This window comes from Blastopirellula marina DSM 3645 (genome assembly GCF_000153105.1).
GTDB lineage: Bacteria > Planctomycetota > Planctomycetia > Pirellulales > Pirellulaceae > Blastopirellula > Blastopirellula marina.
In genome coordinates this window covers 3811233-3827785 of the sequence record NZ_CH672376.1, presented here as the reverse complement: position 1 = coordinate 3827785, position 16553 = coordinate 3811233, and the positions used below count along the sequence as shown (strand labels likewise).

The following is a 16553-nucleotide window of genomic DNA, read 5'->3' as shown; positions in this document are numbered from 1 at the left end:
GGAGACGACGGTCTGGCACGGATGCCATCTTTCATTTTCATCGCCAGAAGTGCGAAGCTTTTTTGTGCGCAAGGGGGAAAGTGATTCGACTCCAACGTTGCGTTCCCTTTCAATCAGTAGGTTCAGACAATGTCGTTTATTGCGCTTCGTAGAGCACAAGTGCCTCGCGGCTTTACGTTAGTTGAGCTTCTCGTCGTCATTGCAATTATCGGCATTTTATTGGGGTTATTACTCCCCGCCGTGCAGCAAGCCCGTGAAGCTGCCAGGCAAGTGCAGTGCCGCAACAATATGAAGCAGATGGGGCTTGCGATCCACAATTTTCACGACACGTACGGCATGCTGCCGCATCGGTTTAAATTTGGACCGCCGACCAGCGTGCCGGGATGCACAGAGGCGAGATCTCCCCTAGCGCTTCTATTACCTTTTCTTGAGCAGCCGGGGTTCGACGAAAATCCCGATATCCGAACCCAGTCGATCCCGATGTACGTCTGTCCTTCCGATTCGTCCCCCGTTGGAGCCGACGATACTTATTGTTCTTACGGACTCAACTGCGGTAGCAATAACTACGCCTGGGGATACTGGTGCAACGGAACCTCCGCCTCCAGCTATTATTGCGTCTATTTTCCCGCCGACAAAATGTACTTCAACGGGATTATTGATTCTTCCCTCAATTGTTCGACGCGAGGCGGTGGGCGTACGATTCGCTTCGCCGATATCACCGACGGCCTTTCCAACACGCTAGCCGTGGGTGAGCGCTGGGGACGCGTCATTGACTATGCCACAAAGACGCCGATCGGAGAATCAGGGTATGAGACTTGGCCAGGTACCTATGGTTCGTTCGCATTGCTCGCCACCAATCGCCTAAATAATCATTACGGCGGAAAACTTCCCAACGACGGCGGAGACCTTCCGGTCTGGGCGAGTTATGGAAATTCGTTTCGCTCCGATCATCCCGGTGGCGCGATGTTCGCCCTCGCTGACGGGTCCGCCCGATTTATCTCGGAAGAGATCAATCGGGACGCTGAGCCCGGTTATCAATATCCCGAAGGGACCGCGGCGCCATCGCGCGGCGAAGTGAATCCCAATGAGGCGGGGCGTTTGTTCAAATCGCTGGCGTCGCGAGCCGAAGGAGAAGTCGTTGAGTTTTAATACGCTCCGCGGACTGCTTACAGGGGGCGCTGTGGCTCTCGTGCTTCTCTTGGGCGCCTTGGGATTTTGGCGACTAGGCGCCACGCTCTTTCCGCCACGGCAAAAAGCCGCCACGCCGGAGCAAATGAAGGAATCGTTCCAAAGATCGGAAGCACGAGATCGCGAAAACTGGAAAAAGATGCAGGAAGAGGCGAAGAAGTCATCGCGCTAGATTCGAAGATGCGGTCAGAGACGCGGATAAGCAGGATAGGGCCAGCCCAATAAGGAAGTTCGAATGTGCACAGAAGCGGCTGAACTTCCACAATTTTTTCTCTCTCAAGATTCTCCAAAAAACGCACGGAGTTGTGATCGAGGGTGCCAAGGAGAACGTATCCCTCTACGGCTAGCTCAGAATCTCGAATAGCGGCCCAAGATGCTTTTCGTAGCGTCGCCAGGCTCCAATCGAGGACTGATAGACCGGTCGCCGAACTTGCCATTTGCTGGGCGTTTGTACGGTTCGCTCGGACTGGTTGAATTGAAGGCAGGCGTCATCCCAGGTCAATCCGCAAAATTCAATAAGACGTCGACTTTCCGCCTCTTGTGATTCGACCAAACTCTCATACTGAACTTCATGGATTTTAGCGGCGCCATCTCCTGCCAATGAAGGTAGCTGTCCATTTCCCTACCCTATCCGCGATTCCCATTTGCTATTTCGGAATCTGGGATTAATTCGTCAGTGGAGCTTCGGCATTCGTCTTTTTCGGGCAGAGCGATCGGGATAGGGGGGAGCCTTGCGGCTCCGCCCCTCCCACACCACCGGGCGTACGGGTCCGTACCACGGCGATTCGGCTGGTTAAACTTTGGTGACAGGCGCGAGCCTGGGGAGGCCGAGCGAGTCGAACAGGGCTCCGTTGAGCCCCCAGTTCAGCGCCGGGCTGCGGCTTAAATGCCAGTAGCCTTTGCGGCTGCCGGCGGTCTTGGCGGCGACTTCTTTTGTCACCCCCAGGCGCCGCAACTGGGCGAAGCGGCGTCGCCCGGTCTTCCACTGTTTCCACGCGTAGCAGCGCAAGCGCCGCTGAATCCAACTGTCGAAGCCGCGCAGCACCGACGGAGTTTGGCAGAAGCCGAAGTAGCCTCGCCAGCCCAGCAGATAACTGCGCAGTTCGCGAATCACGCGCTCGAAGGAAGTCCCGCGATTGCGCTTGGTCAGTTGTCGGATTCGCTGCTTGAACTTCGCCACAGACGACGGAGCGATGCTCCGCTGACGCCGCGTCGTGAACGAGAACCCCAGGAACTTTCGTTTCCGTGGCCGGTCCACCGCGCTCTTCGATTGGTTGACTTTCAGCCGCAGCTTCTGGTCTAACCAACGCGTCACGCTTTGCAGCACCCGCTTTCCCGCACGCTCGCTTTGGACGTAAATGTTACAGTCGTCGGCGTAGCGTACGAATCGCAGGCCGCGAGCTTCCAGCTCGCGATCCAGTTCGTCCAATAACAGATTCGAGAGTAACGGAGACATCACGCCTCCAACAAAAGTGCAAAACTTTTTCCTTCCCGGCTTTGCTAGCTTTCTTCGCAAAAAGGGGGAAGTTGATTCGGTAGACGATCCGGATTTGGTCCGGCTCCACCATGACCTTGTTAATCAGCGTGCGCAGGATCTCGCGACGTAACGTCCAGTCGGCGGCTTCCAAGTTCGTGCCGATCGTGGCGCAGAAACTATCCAGACATGACAACGCCTCTCGCAATGTCGATTGTTCGCGCGATTCCGATTCCAATTCGTGCAACTGCTCTTCATGCTTCGACAGTCGCTCGCGAGCACGCTGCAAACGCGGATCGAACTCGGACCGGTCTAGCACGCCATCGGCGTAGGCGTCGATCAGGCGGTCCACACTTCGCTTGGATGATGCGATTTGCTTCTTGAGCGAGACCGTCGAGTTACTATCGCGCGGCGCGGCCAGGCGTCGCTCGTACTCTTTGCGAAGCAACTTCGGATGACGCAGCAACTCGCACGCATCATTCCACGCGGCTTCGTCAAGCTTGTCGGTGCGAACCTGCTTGCAATCACACACGCGCTTGCCGCCAAAGCGATAAGCGTCGGTCCCGACGCAACGGTAGTAAGCGTAGTTACGCACCTTTCCTTTCGCGCTCAAGCGACTCACCGGTTTGCCATAGAACGCATAGCCGCACTGGCCGCATTCCAACAAGCCTTGCAGCAGATACTTCGCACCGCGTCGTGACTCGCTGCCGCGCTGGCGGTTCTCAGTCAACTGAGCTTGCACGACCTCGAACAGTTCAGACGATACGAGCGCGGGAACGGGGATCGACAACTGCTCGCTCACTTCGGTGTCGTAAGTCGATCCCGTGCGGCGCGGCGCCTTCGAGCGGCCTCGTTGCGTGCGAAGCTGCGCTCGGCGCGGCCCGGTGCGAGTTTTGCCGAACGCCGCAGAACCCTTATATGCAGGGATTTTCAGCATTCCCCACACCGTTGTGCGATCCCACCACTGTTTGCCAGTAGCAGTTGTCGCATTCGAAATGGTCAACCGTCGCGTGACTTCTCCGATCGATAATCGATCACGACCGACCCACTCGAACACCTGACGAACGATGGCCGCTTGCGCGTCATGGATTTCAAAAGCAGCCCGGCCAACGCCTTCCCGACATGTGATATAACGGTAGCCGTAAGGTGCAGCCGACAAGACGTTTACGCTGCCGCGCGTCGCTGCGTGACGTTTGCCGCGACGACTGCGTTCCATGATTTTGGCGCGTTCGTATTCCGCGAACATGCCTTGCATCTGCAACAGCAAATCTTCTTCAGGACTGACGCCGATCGCGCGGTTGAGAAAAACAATTTCAATGCCCAACTTCTGCAGTTCATCCACGACCAGAACTTGATACGCATACTTGCGTGCGAGGCGATCAGGCGAATGAACATAGAGCCTTTGAAATTGACCAACATACGCGGCGTCGCGCAGTCGCTCGAGCGCGGGTCGATTGAGCGTCGAGCCGCTTACACCGTCGTCGAGAAAGCAGTTCTTGTCTTGCAATACAGCAGCGTCGTCGCTCACGCGTCGGCGCAGGTCGGCGACTTGCGATTCGATGGTTTGGTCTTGGGCCTGCGCGTCAGATGACACTCGGGCGTAGACGGCTGCTTCAATGACGGAAGTGGATGGAGTTGTCATACAACCCCCTCCACTCCATTGACTCGTCGGTCGGCACATTGATCCAGAGCGTCGTGTTGTATCATGTCGCTGGCGCGCGGATCGGCGGCCACTTGTTTCCCTCCGGCACTGGCCGAACCATCCGCTAGACCACGCTCGGCAAGATCAAAGACCTGAACTAGCAATTCGCGTTCGATCCGAATGGGCTGGTAGCTGCGAATGACAGCAGCTGGCTTGCTGTCCCGGCTGCGTTTGGCAATTGCCGACATGGGAATCTCCTCCATGAGATTGATTCAAAAAAACATAAGCTCAAACAGAGCTATCGTTTACGGCGGCTTCCATCCTTCGCCATACACCGCTTTCAATGCAGCTCTTGAGATCAGCCTATCCAAGAATCCGCAGTTGTTTGCAATATCGTTGGAGGCGTGAACGGACCTCCCTGCGGCGTTCCTTCCGGAGTCGCCTCGGTCAGTCCGTCGATCATCACTCCCGAGTTCAAGAATGCGCGGATCAGCTTCAACACTCGTTTGTCTTCGACGCGTCGCGCCACGCGGCTCATCAGCACGTCATGGTTGACGCGGTCGAAGAACTTTTCCAGGTCCATGTCGACCACCCAGTTGTAACCCTCCTCCAGATAGTTCTGGGCTTGGGCCACCGCTTGGTGCGCCGACCGGCCTGGTCGAAAGCCAAAACTGCAGTCCGAAAACGTCGCGTCCCACGGGGGCGAGAGAACCAAGAGCATCGCCTGTTGAATCAGACGATCCACCGCCGTCGGAACGCCAGCTTACGCGTTCCGCCGTCTGGCTTGGGAATCTCGGTTCGTTTCACCGGTTGGGGCCGATACGTTCCGGCCAAGAGTTCGGCGGCGATTCGGTCGCGGTGGCGCTCGAAGTACTTTTCGAGTTGGTTCACACGCATCCCGTCGACGCCGGGCGATCCGCCGTTGGCGATCACTTTACGCATCGCCGCGGCGAGATTCGCCGAGTCGCAGATCGACTCCATCAGCCTGTCGCTACTTGTCGGGCTTTCGGCATTCGAGTTCGCCGTCAGCGGCGCGTTCCCTTCCTCACGGGCCCTCGGAGATTCGCTCCTACTCTCCCGCGCGAAGGCGAACGATGATTGTCGTTCCTTTTTCGGACGCTTGCCGCTCATGAGTTCTCGCGCTTACTTGCCGCTCCATTTACCCCGCTTAACGCGGGGGACCGTTCGAGCCTTCGGCGCGCCGCTACGATCTTGTGAGCCCCGGCCGTTTCCGCCCTTTCGGGTCGGTGTCTCGCTCAAGCGGATCGGTTTTGCGCGGTTACTATGCTCTCTGCTGACTTCTGACGCGCGGTCGCCGGTTCTTGCGAACCGGCCAGTCCAAGTCGTCGCAAACAAGGCGATTCCTCTTGGACGCACGCCAGATCTCCCAGGGTAAGTTCATCAACTGTCTTCGCACGCCCGCCGGATCTACGACGTCGATTTCCGATGGATAGAGGACTTCGCCGTGCATTGGCGGCTCGTCCCGTCGACATCGCCTACTATCCGATTCCTGTACGTCAGGCCGCGAATTCGCTCCACGCTTCCTTCAGACGCACGCCTCACGACGACGCCCTTGCGCTTCGCTCATCCTTCACCTCCATCTGGTTGGATAAGGGACTTGCACCCTCAAGTTGAAAAACATGCCTGGCACACAAAAAAAGTCGGGCCGTCTTACGACGACCCGACCAGTCCGAAATTGGGATGTTCCGTCAGGTTAACTTTAGGTTTCGGCACGGCGTCGGCGGAACGCGCCCACCATCCCTAAAACTCCGAGGCCAGCTAAGACGACCGAACCCGGCTCCGGCGCGGCGGCTGGGGCCAACGCCGAACTCAGCGAGAAGGTATCGCTACTTTCCAGTTGCAGCGCAAGCACGCCAGCATGAACGATCTGACCCCAGTCGATATCATAGGAACCGATGACGTCGCCGATCGAACTCAAATCCCATTGGAAGGTGTAGGCAATAGTTTCGACTGGGCCGCCAAAGTCAATCGTCCCGTAGGATTGAGTCCCGAGGTAATCCGCCGCGATCGCTTGCGTACCGCCGTTGAAGTTCAACGTCGGGGCGATACTCATTGCACTTTCGCCGTTCGGCCAGCTCAAAATCGAGAAAACTACTGTGTTGACGTCAGAGAGAGCGGAAGTGTCCGACACTTCGAACGTCGAGTTGCCTGAAAACGAATAAAGGCTGCTTCCGGCGGGATAATGCGACCCGCTAGTGCGCGTCAGCACGCCGTCGCCCGAACCGGACTCATTCGATCCAAAACCCGACGTTAGGTCCGCGGTGGTGAGCGTTCCTGCTTTCAGATCGACCCAGCCGTCAAATTCTGTGTTGCCGGTCAATCCGTTCGAGACGAGTGCGGCCTGGGCCGACGATCCCATCGACAGTGCGCACGCAGCAGCGCAAGCTGCCCCGAATTTCCAGGAAAGGAGATGACCCGCCATTGCACGAAAACTTCGCATTTTCAATAACCTCCAAGAGAGAGCAAAAAGGGTAGGATTTTGCACTTGGCGGGCGGACCCAGAAAGGGTCTGGAGGCTTGCTAACGTGCTCAATCGTGACAATTGAGACTCAATTAAATTATCATCTGGAATATTCGCTATCAACCCCTTATCTTAAGATGATCCTAGAAAAATGAGTGCCATCCAGCGCGCTTTGCCACACGGAAATTTTCATCAATCGGTTCTATCGAAAGGAGGAAGCGACTTACTGAGATTCAAGCCAGCCCGCAAATTCTATCGCCAGCCAGCACCGAACTGTTTTGCATCTTGTTTATCACTTTTTTTCTAGTTTGGGCTGTGCGTCACGAGCGGCGCCCGAACCATGCCAGGCAATTCCTAGCTACTTGGAGATTCCACAGAATGTATTGGAAGAATTGGAGACTGCGGACAGGGCTGGCCGCGACGTTCGTCGTCAGCTTGTTTGCGGCAAATGTTTTCGCTGCTCCCATCGATTTGAACTTGGTAGGAAATACGCAATTTGATCAATGGACGCAATTAAATAACATTAATAACCCAGGGATTTCGAGCTATCCGGGCTCGGCGCCTTGGACGGGGCCGATCGTCTCCGACGACGGCGACTCAAGCTTTATCAAGGTCTCCGGCGCCGCCTACCCAGGCACCTCGCCGACTTCTGGTGTTTATTCCAGCGGTATGTCGCTCACGCCCAATACTATTGGGGGCGGTTTCACCGTGACGGATTCCACTCCGCTCGCCAATTTAGCGACGGTTGCGTTTCAAATCGAAATTAGCGAAGTGTTTGGGTATGACTTCTACAATGATGCAATGCCGACGCTGAGCTATAACGGCGGATCGCAAGCTTTGGTCGCGGGCGAAAGCCTTCTTCTGAGTCAAGTCCCAGGGGCCGTCTTCGGGGGAGATCCGTCTTTCAACAATAGCTATCTGTTTGGATGGGATCTCAGTTCAATCACAAATCCGATCACCAGCTTTGTGGTTAGCTTTACGGGAGTGCAGCACTCGTCGATTTACTCGATGCAGCTGGACCAATCGGACGTTGTTCAGACAGCCGCCACGCCCGAGCCTGGGACGTTGGCGATTCTACTAGGTGCTCTCCCGGCTGCGGCGTTTTACTTACGCCGCCGTTTCGCGTCGATCAGTTCCGTGGCATAGTTGCAAAGAGGCAATTTACGTCGCGCGACTCTTGCAGCGTTTTCAGGAATCGATAAGGTTCCTGAAAACGCACTTGTTTTGTTTACGAAAGCGGAGGTGAAATATTTCCCAATCGTTGAATGGCGCGGGAGTGTGGCAAAATTAAGCATTGGTAGCTGAAAGAAAATTTGGGCGATCTTTGCGGACTGAATCTTGACAAGTTCACTTGGTGTTATTAGTACTACAGCGCTAGGTCGATCTTGGTAAATTCCGCCCGATCCGTCAAACTCAAAGCGTCAATTTCGCACACGGAGGTGCTGCCATGGATGCTCGTGAGATTCGTCGGATGAAGCCGGAGCTGACACGTTACTTGAACCGCTTTGCGGATTGCTTTTCCCGCAAGGATACCCGGGCGCATTTGCCTGTTTACGTCGAAGGGCAGCTTTCCGATCTGCCGCGAAAGAGCGCCGAGCCGATTGCCTTGGCGGCGGGCGTGCCGGTGCGAACGCTGCAAGAGTTTTTGAGCCAGCTTCGCTGGGATGAAGACGCCTTGCGAACTCGCTTGCAAACAATGGTCGCCGCCGAACATGCGAGTTCTCACTCGATCGGGATCATCGACGAGACGAGCGACGTGAAGAAAGGGATCAAGACGCCAGGCGTGCAGCGGCAATGGTGCGGCTGCGCAGGCAAGACGGAGAACTGCATTGTGACGGTTCATCTGGCCTATGCGGCGAACGACTTTCATTGCCTGCTCGACGGCGAGCTGTTCCTGCCGGAAAGCTGGGCCGAGGATCGAGCGCGATGCCAGGAAGCGGGGATACCCGATGAGATGACTTATCGCTCCAAGTGGGAAATCGCCTTGGAACAATATGACCGGGCGATCGCGAACGGAATCGCATTTGAGTGGCTCACGTTCGACGAGGGTTATGGCTCGAAAGGCCCGTTTTTGCGGGCTTTGAGCGAGCGAAGGCAGAAATACGTGGCCGAAGTCCCCGTGACGATGACCGGCTGGCTGACGCCTCCCAAGGTCACTTCCCGGCGCAGCCAGCGAACGGGCAGGCCGGCTCGTATTCCGCGGTTGACCAAAAATAGTCCGCGCCCTCAGCGGATCGACGAATTGTTGAACGATCATCCCAAGTTGCGCGACCAAGCGTGGAAAAAATATCGCATCAAGGACGGCGAGAAAGGCCCGATGGTGTGGGAAGTAAAGCATGCGATGCTGATTCGTCCTACCAAGCAGGGCCTGCCGGACGAGCGGTTGCACTTGCTCGTCGCTCGCAACATACTCAACGAAGCGGAAGTGAAATACTTCTTTAGCAATGCTCCGGAAAAGACGCCGGTGACGACGCTGCTCTTGGTGGCCTTCTCGCGGTGGCGAGTCGAACGTTGCTTCCAAGATCAGAAACAAGACATCGGTCTCGACGCCTGGGAAGGGCGGCGTTATCTGGGGCTCAAGCGTCATCTGATCTTGTCCAGCGTCAGCTACTTGTTCCTGGCTCGCATGCGAGCCAAGTTACGGGAAAAAAAATCCAGAAGTGACGATCTATCAAGTGCACGAGGCGGTCTCGGCGTTGGTGCAGAGTTGGTGGCTTAACGACCGCGCCTCGACAGCCCTGCTGGACCACGTCGCGGCCACGATCCAATACCGCCAACAACGCAACGCCCAGGCCCGCAAAAGTCATACAAAGCGAACTCGCAGGAAACTATGGAAAAAAGGCATTAGACTAACGGAAATCGAACGCTGCCGCTGGGGGGCCAACCTAGCGCTGTAGTATTAGCTGGACAGCGCCACTTTGACGTTATGTTTTCAATCTCCATCAGCCTTTTGGCCGAATGGATTTGATCTTTTCCGGGTCGATACCGAGAGCTTCGTACTCCGCCTGTCGCGTTTTTTGGTGGCTTCGGCTGGCTGCTGCGTTTCGCCTTTGATGATATTGCATGCGGGCCAACTCCGCTTGGTGCTGTTGCTTGCGTACTTTCGGCGGTAGACCGATGGATCGAACGTACGTATCGGCGGCTCGGCGGACCTGCTCCAAGGTCAAACGTTCGGCGTCCGTGACGACTTCACTTTTGCAGTACCGATGTCGGACTCGAGCACAGAATAACTGGCTGAGAATCGTCACGATCAAGTGACGGTGAACGCAGCCCCAGCCGCGACACTCAAAGTGGCCCCAGCCAAGTTCCTCTTTCGCCTCCCGAAAACAGGCCTTCACTTTCCAGCGCCCAAACGCCACCCGCAGCAGAGAGCGGAGCGACCAGCCACTGCGGCCCGGGACTCGGTTGCTGAGGAAGTACTTCACTTCGCCGGTGCGAACGTGCTTGGCAACGATCAGCGTGCAGGCCGAACTGGCCAACTTGTCCGTGTGAGTCTTGCGATAGCATTCATGCCAGCGAACTTCTCAGACTTCGGGACCTTTCTGCGTATCGCTAATCCGATAACGCTGCGGTTTCTGTTTCGCGAAGTCGGGTGAGTGCTTCGCCAGGTTTTGAACCTCTTTGCCGACTCGGTCCCGGCGTCTCAGACGCGGATAAATCTTCTACCGGCCAACCTTGTTTCGAGCCGGTTTTTGCCGCAAATTCGGCTTACTCAGCCAAACGTGGAACTTCGGCGGGACCTCACCGACGAAGGTCAATTTACGTTCATCAAGGCCGTCGAGAAATTTTCCATCTCGCCCGTAATTCTCATCGAATGTCCAGGCTTTCACCTCGACGCCTTGCTCGGCCGATTGATCGATGAGCTTCAGCGCGAGTTGCGGCTTGGTCAGAAACTCAATCTCCTCCGGAACGTAGTTTTTTTTCGACGCGCCAGGTCGCTCGCCCATTCCAGCGGCAGGTACATCTCGGCGGCGATCAGACAAGAGAACGTCTCGGCCGCGTAGGACAAGGCGACCGCGACCACGGCGTTTTCAATCTTGCCGCGGTTGCCGTTGTATTGGCGTTTCACGCCGACCGTATGGCTGCCGCTCTTGGCCGTCCCGGTCTCGTCGATCACGCCGATGGCCTCTTTGTCGGCATGTTCGGTCGCGACCAACCGCTGTGAGCGCCGGAGCACTTCGTCGTGGTCCCATTGGATCGACTCGAGGAACCGTTGCAGCGTTCGGGGGGCGACGCCTTGCTTCAGGGCGATCGCCTCGGCGTTCTTCCGCGGAAGATCCGAAAGCAATCCGCGAACATACGCCAACAGCAGACGCCGGCCTTTACGGCCGTGAAAACAGGTGGCGAAAAGTGAGAGAAATTGGGCAAGCATCTTTCCGAGCGATGCGATATCCTGAAGCGACATAGGAGCGACCTTCCGTGGTTTCGTCATGAAACGTAAAGCACACGGAGGGTCGTTTCTTTTTGGCGCCCGTGTCAATCGCAATAAATAGCGTTGAGGGCACAGGTTACGCGCGAGACGCCTAGACAGCGCCATTGTGGGCGATGACAGCATAGTTAACTCATTAACTTGCCTCGAGTTGCAATAAAACCATTAGGTTTCAGTCTGAATTCGGACGTCGTGAATGTAAGCGATTTTCCAATAAGCACTTAATCGTGCTAGCCTGATTCAAAGTGGCGCTGTCCAGTTAGGCACTGTCAGAAAACTAAAATTTGACTTCTGCCGGCAATCCTCGAAGGCTTGAGGGAGACAACTTTCTCTTTCAACCCCTAGCAGCCCGTTGAAAAACCCCCACGCCCCCGCTATTCTCCGACAAGGTCTTCCCATTGCAAAGGATGGATGATGGCTTTAGGAAAGCGGGCTTCGGAAACTCAGGCGGCTTGGGTCGCCTCGACCGATTTGCCGAAGTCGCCGGGACATGTGTTTTACAAAAAGTTGAATCAGCTGCTGGCGGAAGCCCGGTTTGATGCGCAGTTGGAAGAGCTTTGCCGGCCGCACTACGCCGCAGGACGCGGGCGGCCGAGTTTGCCGCCGGGCGTTTACTTTCGCATGCTGCTGTTCGGCTATTTTGAAGGGATCGGCTCGCAGCGCGGCATCGCCTGGCGATGCGCCGACAGCTTGAGCCTGCGAGAATTTCTGGGGCTCGCGCCGACCGAAGCGTCGCCCGATCATTCGAGCTTGACCAAGATTCGCAATCGCCTGCCGCTAGAAATTCACTTGAGCGTCTTTCAGCTCGTGCTGCAAATTGCCGCCGAAAAGAAGTTGCTGAGCGGCAAGCAAGTCGCGGTCGACTCGACCACGCTCGAAGCGAACGCGGCGATGAAGTCGATCATTCGTCGCGATACGGGCGAAGACTGGAAAGCGTATGTGACGCGGCTGATGCGGGAAGAGGGCGTCATCGATGATGAGGATGAACCGACCGACGACGAACTGCGTCGCTTCGATCAGAAGCGGAAAAACAAGAAGGTTTCCAACGCCGATTGGCAATCGAAGACCGATGGCGACAGCCGCATTACGAAGATGAAAGACGGTACGACGCATCTCGCTTACAAGGCGGAGCATGTGGTCGATCTGCAGACCGACTTGGTGCTGGCGGCGGAGATTTATCACGCCGATCAGTCCGATTCGCAAACGCTGGTCGACAGCGTGGTCGCCGCGCAGACGCATCTGAACGAAGCGAAGTTGGCGGCGAACATCGAAGAAGTTGCAGCCGACAAAGGTTATCACGCGGCGGAGACGTTGGAGCTGGCCCAGTCGCTCGGCCTGCGAACGTATGTCGCCGAACCGAAACGTCCGCAACGATTGCGTTGGCATGACAAACCGCCAGAGTTTCAGCAAGCAGTTTACGCCAACCGCCGACGAACGCGGCGCAACAAAGGAAAGCGTCTGCAACGCAAACGCAGCGAACTGACCGAGCGAACCTTCGCACACACCTGCGAGACCGGCGGCGGCCGCAGAGCCTGATTGCGAGGGATCGAGAAGGTGAGAAAACGCTGGACGATCCAAGCTGCCGCGCGCAACCTGGGGCTGATCCTGCGCACGGTCTTCGGAATCGGCACGGCACGCAGCCTGCAGGATCTCGCCAGGCTTTTTTCGGCTCTCTATCTTGCCCTGATTCTTGTCGAGAAATGCCTGCGAAGACTCGTTCAGCCTGAGCCGTACAAAAAAAGCGAACTCGATCACTCACGCATTCTCTCGCCAGCCAATCACCATCCGATAGAAACGGCGGCTTTTTCAACGGGCTGCTAGGTCCCGTGTTGAAAGTTAATGCGTTCCACCGTTTCGAAACCGTTGCTCGTATATTCTGCAAGGCGAGCAAAGTTCAGAAAATCGCTTTTCTTAAGATGCATTTTATAGTATCTGCTCGCGTATTCAGGCACGGCGATCGCACCATAAATCACGTCCCCAGCAACACTTCCAACAAGTAGGCGTCGTTCCTTCCAGCTTTTAGCCGCTTGTTCTTCACGCCCACCTTCGCCGTTTTGTTGTTCTTCAACAAGCTCAGGCTTGTTCTTCTTAGCAGACTGAAGTTGACGTCGGCGTGGCCTTTGCGGATTCGACTTTGGTCTTCGCCGAACGTTACGTCGAGTTGCCAGTGGAGCGAATTCTCAATGCTCCAGTGCCCTCGGACCGCTTCGGCGAAGCGTTTGCCGGTGAGATATTTGCTCACGATGTAGTAGCGTACTTCACTCGTCTCTTTGCCGTTTTGCTTGACGATATTGATCGTCATTCCGATCGCCTTCAGCTTCGTCCAACGCGAGGCGTACGGAAAATCATCGGCGTCGATTGGACAGAGATAGTAGTAACGCGACTCTTCGCGGCCATGCCCTTTCTCGTGCGTCTCGTGGCGGTGAACTTTCATTTTCGCAAAGTCGATTTCCATCGCAGCGGCGAAGTGATCGCGAATCGCTTGATGCAGATAACGCTGATTCCCTTTAATCGCCAGACAGTAATCACCGCCTGCGTTAACGATCTTGGCGGCGATCTCTTTCTGACAACCCATCGCGTCGATCGTCACCAAACAGCCGGAAACCTCGATGATTTCGAGCAATTTCGGAATCGCCGTGATCTCATTACTCTTCGCGTCAGTCGCGACTTGCCCGAGACTCACATGATTGGCGGTCGCCCAGGCGCTGACCATATGAATCGCGGCCTTGCTGCTGGCGGCGTCAAAGCTGCGCCGCAAAGTTTTGCCGTCGATCGCGATAATCTGCCCATCGGTAATCTCTTGCAACGAAGTGATCCAGCTAAGCAAACACTTCTCAAATTCAGCCGGCTTCAAAGCGCCGAGAATCGCGTTGAAGCGATCATGCGAAGGAACGCCGGTGCTCATGTCGAGGAACTGCGAAAGCCACTCTTTCTTGTCTTCGGCCCAGTCAGTGATCGCAACGAAATCATCTGCTCCACCTAGCACCGCACAGAGCGACATCGTGACGATGTTGACTAGCGGATAAGTTACCTTGCGAGTCCGCGGATCCGTCAGATCGGCGAAGTGTTCTTGAATCGAAGCGCGCGATGAAGACGACATGCTGAACAACTCTCGGCAAGACAAACGCTTGGCCGCGATCAAGCAATCACGAAACCGCCAAGACGCACTTGCCGGATTGTCGCAGGTTGCCCATCATGGCGCAATCGCCGTGCGTATTCAGGATCGCCGATACCGTTGTGATGTGGAAGAGCGACAGTGATTAGATCGTTCCCCACAGTGAATAGACAAGTAATCGCGAAATCTATCTCATCGTTACCATACCTCGTCGAGTGGATCACGACCCTTCGGTCAAGTAACGTATCGCCAAATCGCTTGTCAGGGGTTGCCGTATTGGCACAGCCAGCAAAGGGGCCGAAATATTCTTTCGCATTTTCTTTTGTGCCTCCGTTTCGAAAGAAGTCGCGTAGAGCCAATCGAACGCATTCCGTCGATGGATGTTTTACGAATTCATAACCCTCCATTTCAAATCGGGCCAAAAAGGCCGCTTTCAGCAACGAACCGTCGATCACTCCATCGTAACCGTCCGGCCAACTACACCCCCTCGCGTTCCGCGCCGGATTCCATTCAACGCTTCAACTACGCATCGTCTTGCTCGCGCAGTTGTTGGATCCGCCAGACATGGTTCGGGTTGGCTTTCAGCCATTGGTTGGGCAGGAGTTGGTCGAGGTTTTCGCGGGTTGGATTTTCGCCCAGGCTTGGCAGTTGCTCGAAGACGTCGCGGAGGTAGGCCCACGGTTCGACCTGATTCCGTTTGCAAGTTTGCACGACGCTCATTAAGACTGCAGCGCGCTCGCCTCCCGTTCGGCTGGCGACGAAGAGCCAGTTTTTTCGGCCGATCGCCACCGGGCGCATCGTTCGTTCGGCGGCGTTGTTGTCGATTTTTAGTTCGCCCGATTCGCAGTAGCGCGTCAGCGCCGTCCATTGGTTGAACGTGTAGGTCGCGGCCTGGCCGATTGGGCTTTTCGGCAGCAGCTGTTCGCGCTCGGCGTCGAGCCAGGTTTTGAATTCCGCCAGGATCGGCAGCGAATGTTCTTGTCGCGCGGCATGACGCTCTTCGTCGCTTGCGCGTCTGGCGTCGCGCTCGATGTGATACAACTTTTGGATCAGCGCCAGAGCATGGTGCGCTCGCGCGGGATCGGTCTTTCGCGCCTCGAACCATTTTCTGCGCGCGTGCGCCCAACAGGCGACTTCGATCGCGCCGCCGCCCGCGTAAATTCCGTCGTAGCCGCCGTACGCGTCGGCGTGCAAGTAACCTGCGAAGCCTGTCAAAAATTTCGCCGGGCCATCCCGTTTTCGACTCTCGGTAAAATCATAAACAACGTGCGGGTGCTGGTCGTCGCCAAGGTACGCCCAGAAGCGCGCCTGCTTCGCTTTGCAGGCCAGCGGATCGAGCAGGCTCACCGTCGTGTCGTCGGTATACAGCACGCGCGAAGCTAAAACGAGCTCGCACATCCGCCGATAGAGCGGCGTCAAGAGGACGGCCGCCGCCGCGATCCAATCGCAGAGCGTGCTGCGCCGCAGCACAATTCCGCTTCGCGCGACGATATCTTCTTGCCGATACAGCGGCAAGTGATCGCCATATTTGGAGAGAACCGTTTGCGCCAAGAGGCCCGGGCCCGGCAGTCCTTTTTCGATCGGCTTGCTTGCTGGCGGCGCGATCGCAACGTTTTCCTGGCACGCCCGACAGGCGTATTTCACCCGCTCATGAACCAGAACTTTGAACGACGCCGGAATAAACTCCAGCTGCTCGCTCGACTCGCAGCCGATCTCCGCGCGCGCTTCGCCGCAGCACGGACAACTTCTTTCCTCCGCCGAAAGCTCGTGGCGAATCACCTCCCGCGGCAGATGCTCCGGCAACGGGCGACGCCCATGCCCGACTTGCTTTTTGCCGCGGCGGCGCGCAAGAAGTTTTTCTTGCTGCTGCGCGCGCAGCTCCGCTTCCGCCTCTTGCGCGAGTTGTTCAATATCTTCGACGCTGAACAGCATCAACTGATCGGGACTGACGAATCGCTCGCGGCGTTGGCCGTAGAGTTGCTTTAAAGCTAACGCCAGGCGATGCTCCAACTGCTCGCGCTTTCGCTGCAGTTCTTGAATCGTCTGCGTTTGTAATTCAAGCTTTGTAGCGAGCGTTTCTTGCTGCTGCTCAAGTCGCCGAATCGTTTCGGCTTGCGATTCCGCTTGCAAGGCGAACGTTTCGCGTTCGCGTTCCGCCAGCGCGATCAACTCTTCGCGCGAAAGCTGAGATAATGCGTCCGTGCTCATGTTTTTAGAAACGCC

At 56.4% G+C, this 16553-nt stretch carries 16 protein-coding genes and 1 pseudogene; 5 read left to right on the top strand and 12 right to left on the bottom strand.

Features of this window, described 5'->3' with window-relative positions; translation table 11 throughout:
• The first annotated feature begins 129 nt into the window (after nt 1-129).
• The gene (locus DSM3645_RS17225) at nt 130-1149 is read left to right on the top strand and encodes a DUF1559 domain-containing protein (RefSeq protein ID WP_081444868.1); all 1020 of its coding nucleotides are present in this window, start codon (nt 130-132) and stop codon (nt 1147-1149) included.
• A 382-nt stretch (nt 1150-1531) separates the two neighbouring features.
• Here the strand turns inward: DSM3645_RS17225 and DSM3645_RS17215 are convergent, their stop codons facing one another.
• The 7 genes from DSM3645_RS17215 to DSM3645_RS17190 all read right to left on the bottom strand — a co-directional run bounded on the left by DSM3645_RS17215 (nt 1532) and on the right by DSM3645_RS17190 (nt 6909).
• Nucleotides 1532-1741, bottom strand: a complete 210-nt coding sequence (locus tag DSM3645_RS17215; protein ID WP_237564840.1) for a sulfotransferase — start codon at nt 1739-1741, stop codon at nt 1532-1534.
• Nucleotides 1742-1981: 240 nt separating this feature from the next.
• On the bottom strand, nt 1982-2644 hold the full coding sequence (locus tag DSM3645_RS17210; RefSeq protein WP_081444867.1) for a group II intron maturase-specific domain-containing protein: 663 nt from the start codon (nt 2642-2644) through the stop codon (nt 1982-1984).
• Nucleotides 2550-4304, bottom strand: a complete 1755-nt coding sequence (locus DSM3645_RS17205) for a recombinase family protein (RefSeq protein ID WP_040351922.1) — start codon at nt 4302-4304, stop codon at nt 2550-2552. The genes DSM3645_RS17210 and DSM3645_RS17205 overlap by 95 nt, the downstream gene beginning before the upstream one ends.
• Nucleotides 4301-4552 carry a hypothetical protein gene (locus DSM3645_RS17200; protein ID WP_131282656.1) on the bottom strand — a complete coding sequence of 84 codons (252 nt, stop codon included), beginning with the start codon at nt 4550-4552 and terminating at the stop codon, nt 4301-4303. The genes DSM3645_RS17205 and DSM3645_RS17200 overlap by 4 nt, the downstream gene beginning before the upstream one ends.
• A gap of 110 nt (nt 4553-4662) precedes the next feature.
• Nucleotides 4663-5049, bottom strand: coding sequence for a reverse transcriptase domain-containing protein (locus DSM3645_RS30975; RefSeq protein ID WP_002653533.1), 387 nt, complete (start codon nt 5047-5049; stop codon nt 4663-4665).
• Nucleotides 5037-5285 (bottom strand): hypothetical protein, encoded by a 249-nt coding sequence (locus tag DSM3645_RS30970; RefSeq protein ID WP_002653532.1) that lies wholly within the window; start codon nt 5283-5285, stop codon nt 5037-5039. Before DSM3645_RS30970 ends, DSM3645_RS30975 begins: the two co-directional genes overlap by 13 nt.
• Before the next feature lie 739 nt (nt 5286-6024).
• Nucleotides 6025-6909 carry a PEP-CTERM sorting domain-containing protein gene (locus DSM3645_RS17190; RefSeq protein WP_131282654.1) on the bottom strand — a complete coding sequence of 295 codons (885 nt, stop codon included), beginning with the start codon at nt 6907-6909 and terminating at the stop codon, nt 6025-6027.
• A 162-nt stretch (nt 6910-7071) separates the two neighbouring features.
• Here DSM3645_RS17190 and DSM3645_RS17185 point away from each other — a divergent pair, with 162 nt between their 5' ends.
• Together DSM3645_RS17185 and DSM3645_RS17180 are read left to right on the top strand one after the other, a co-directional pair.
• Nucleotides 7072-7932 carry a PEP-CTERM sorting domain-containing protein gene (locus DSM3645_RS17185; protein WP_237564839.1) on the top strand — a complete coding sequence of 287 codons (861 nt, stop codon included), beginning with the start codon at nt 7072-7074 and terminating at the stop codon, nt 7930-7932.
• Between the two features lie 301 nt (nt 7933-8233).
• On the top strand, nt 8234-9505 hold the full coding sequence (locus tag DSM3645_RS17180; protein WP_002653529.1) for an IS701 family transposase: 1272 nt from the start codon (nt 8234-8236) through the stop codon (nt 9503-9505).
• A gap of 223 nt (nt 9506-9728) precedes the next feature.
• Here DSM3645_RS17180 and DSM3645_RS17175 read toward each other — a convergent pair whose 3' ends face one another.
• Nucleotides 9729-10265 carry a hypothetical protein gene (locus tag DSM3645_RS17175; protein ID WP_002653528.1) on the bottom strand — a complete coding sequence of 179 codons (537 nt, stop codon included), beginning with the start codon at nt 10263-10265 and terminating at the stop codon, nt 9729-9731.
• 183 nt (nt 10266-10448) lie between these two features.
• Nucleotides 10449-11158 (bottom strand): annotated as a pseudogene (locus DSM3645_RS17165) (IS701 family transposase).
• A 471-nt stretch (nt 11159-11629) separates the two neighbouring features.
• Here DSM3645_RS17165 and DSM3645_RS17160 point away from each other — a divergent pair.
• Together DSM3645_RS17160 and DSM3645_RS28555 are read left to right on the top strand one after the other, a co-directional pair.
• Nucleotides 11630-12751, top strand: a complete 1122-nt coding sequence (locus DSM3645_RS17160) for a transposase (protein ID WP_237564838.1) — start codon at nt 11630-11632, stop codon at nt 12749-12751.
• A gap of 18 nt (nt 12752-12769) precedes the next feature.
• On the top strand, nt 12770-13036 hold the full coding sequence (locus tag DSM3645_RS28555) for a hypothetical protein (protein ID WP_131282650.1): 267 nt from the start codon (nt 12770-12772) through the stop codon (nt 13034-13036).
• Nucleotides 13037-13184: 148 nt separating this feature from the next.
• On the opposite strand, the gene DSM3645_RS17155 is transcribed toward DSM3645_RS28555, so the two are convergent.
• The 3 genes from DSM3645_RS17155 to DSM3645_RS17150 all read right to left on the bottom strand — a co-directional run bounded on the left by DSM3645_RS17155 (nt 13185) and on the right by DSM3645_RS17150 (nt 16538).
• Nucleotides 13185-14315, bottom strand: a complete 1131-nt coding sequence (locus DSM3645_RS17155) for an ISAs1-like element ISBlma8 family transposase (RefSeq protein WP_002652115.1) — start codon at nt 14313-14315, stop codon at nt 13185-13187.
• A gap of 38 nt (nt 14316-14353) precedes the next feature.
• Nucleotides 14354-14785, bottom strand: coding sequence for a hypothetical protein (locus DSM3645_RS30495; protein WP_154657810.1), 432 nt, complete (start codon nt 14783-14785; stop codon nt 14354-14356).
• 67 nt (nt 14786-14852) lie between these two features.
• Complete coding sequence (locus tag DSM3645_RS17150; protein WP_002653521.1) at nt 14853-16538, bottom strand: IS66-like element ISBlma9 family transposase; 1686 nt, start codon at nt 16536-16538, stop codon at nt 14853-14855.
• Nucleotides 16539-16553: the final 15 nt, after the last annotated feature.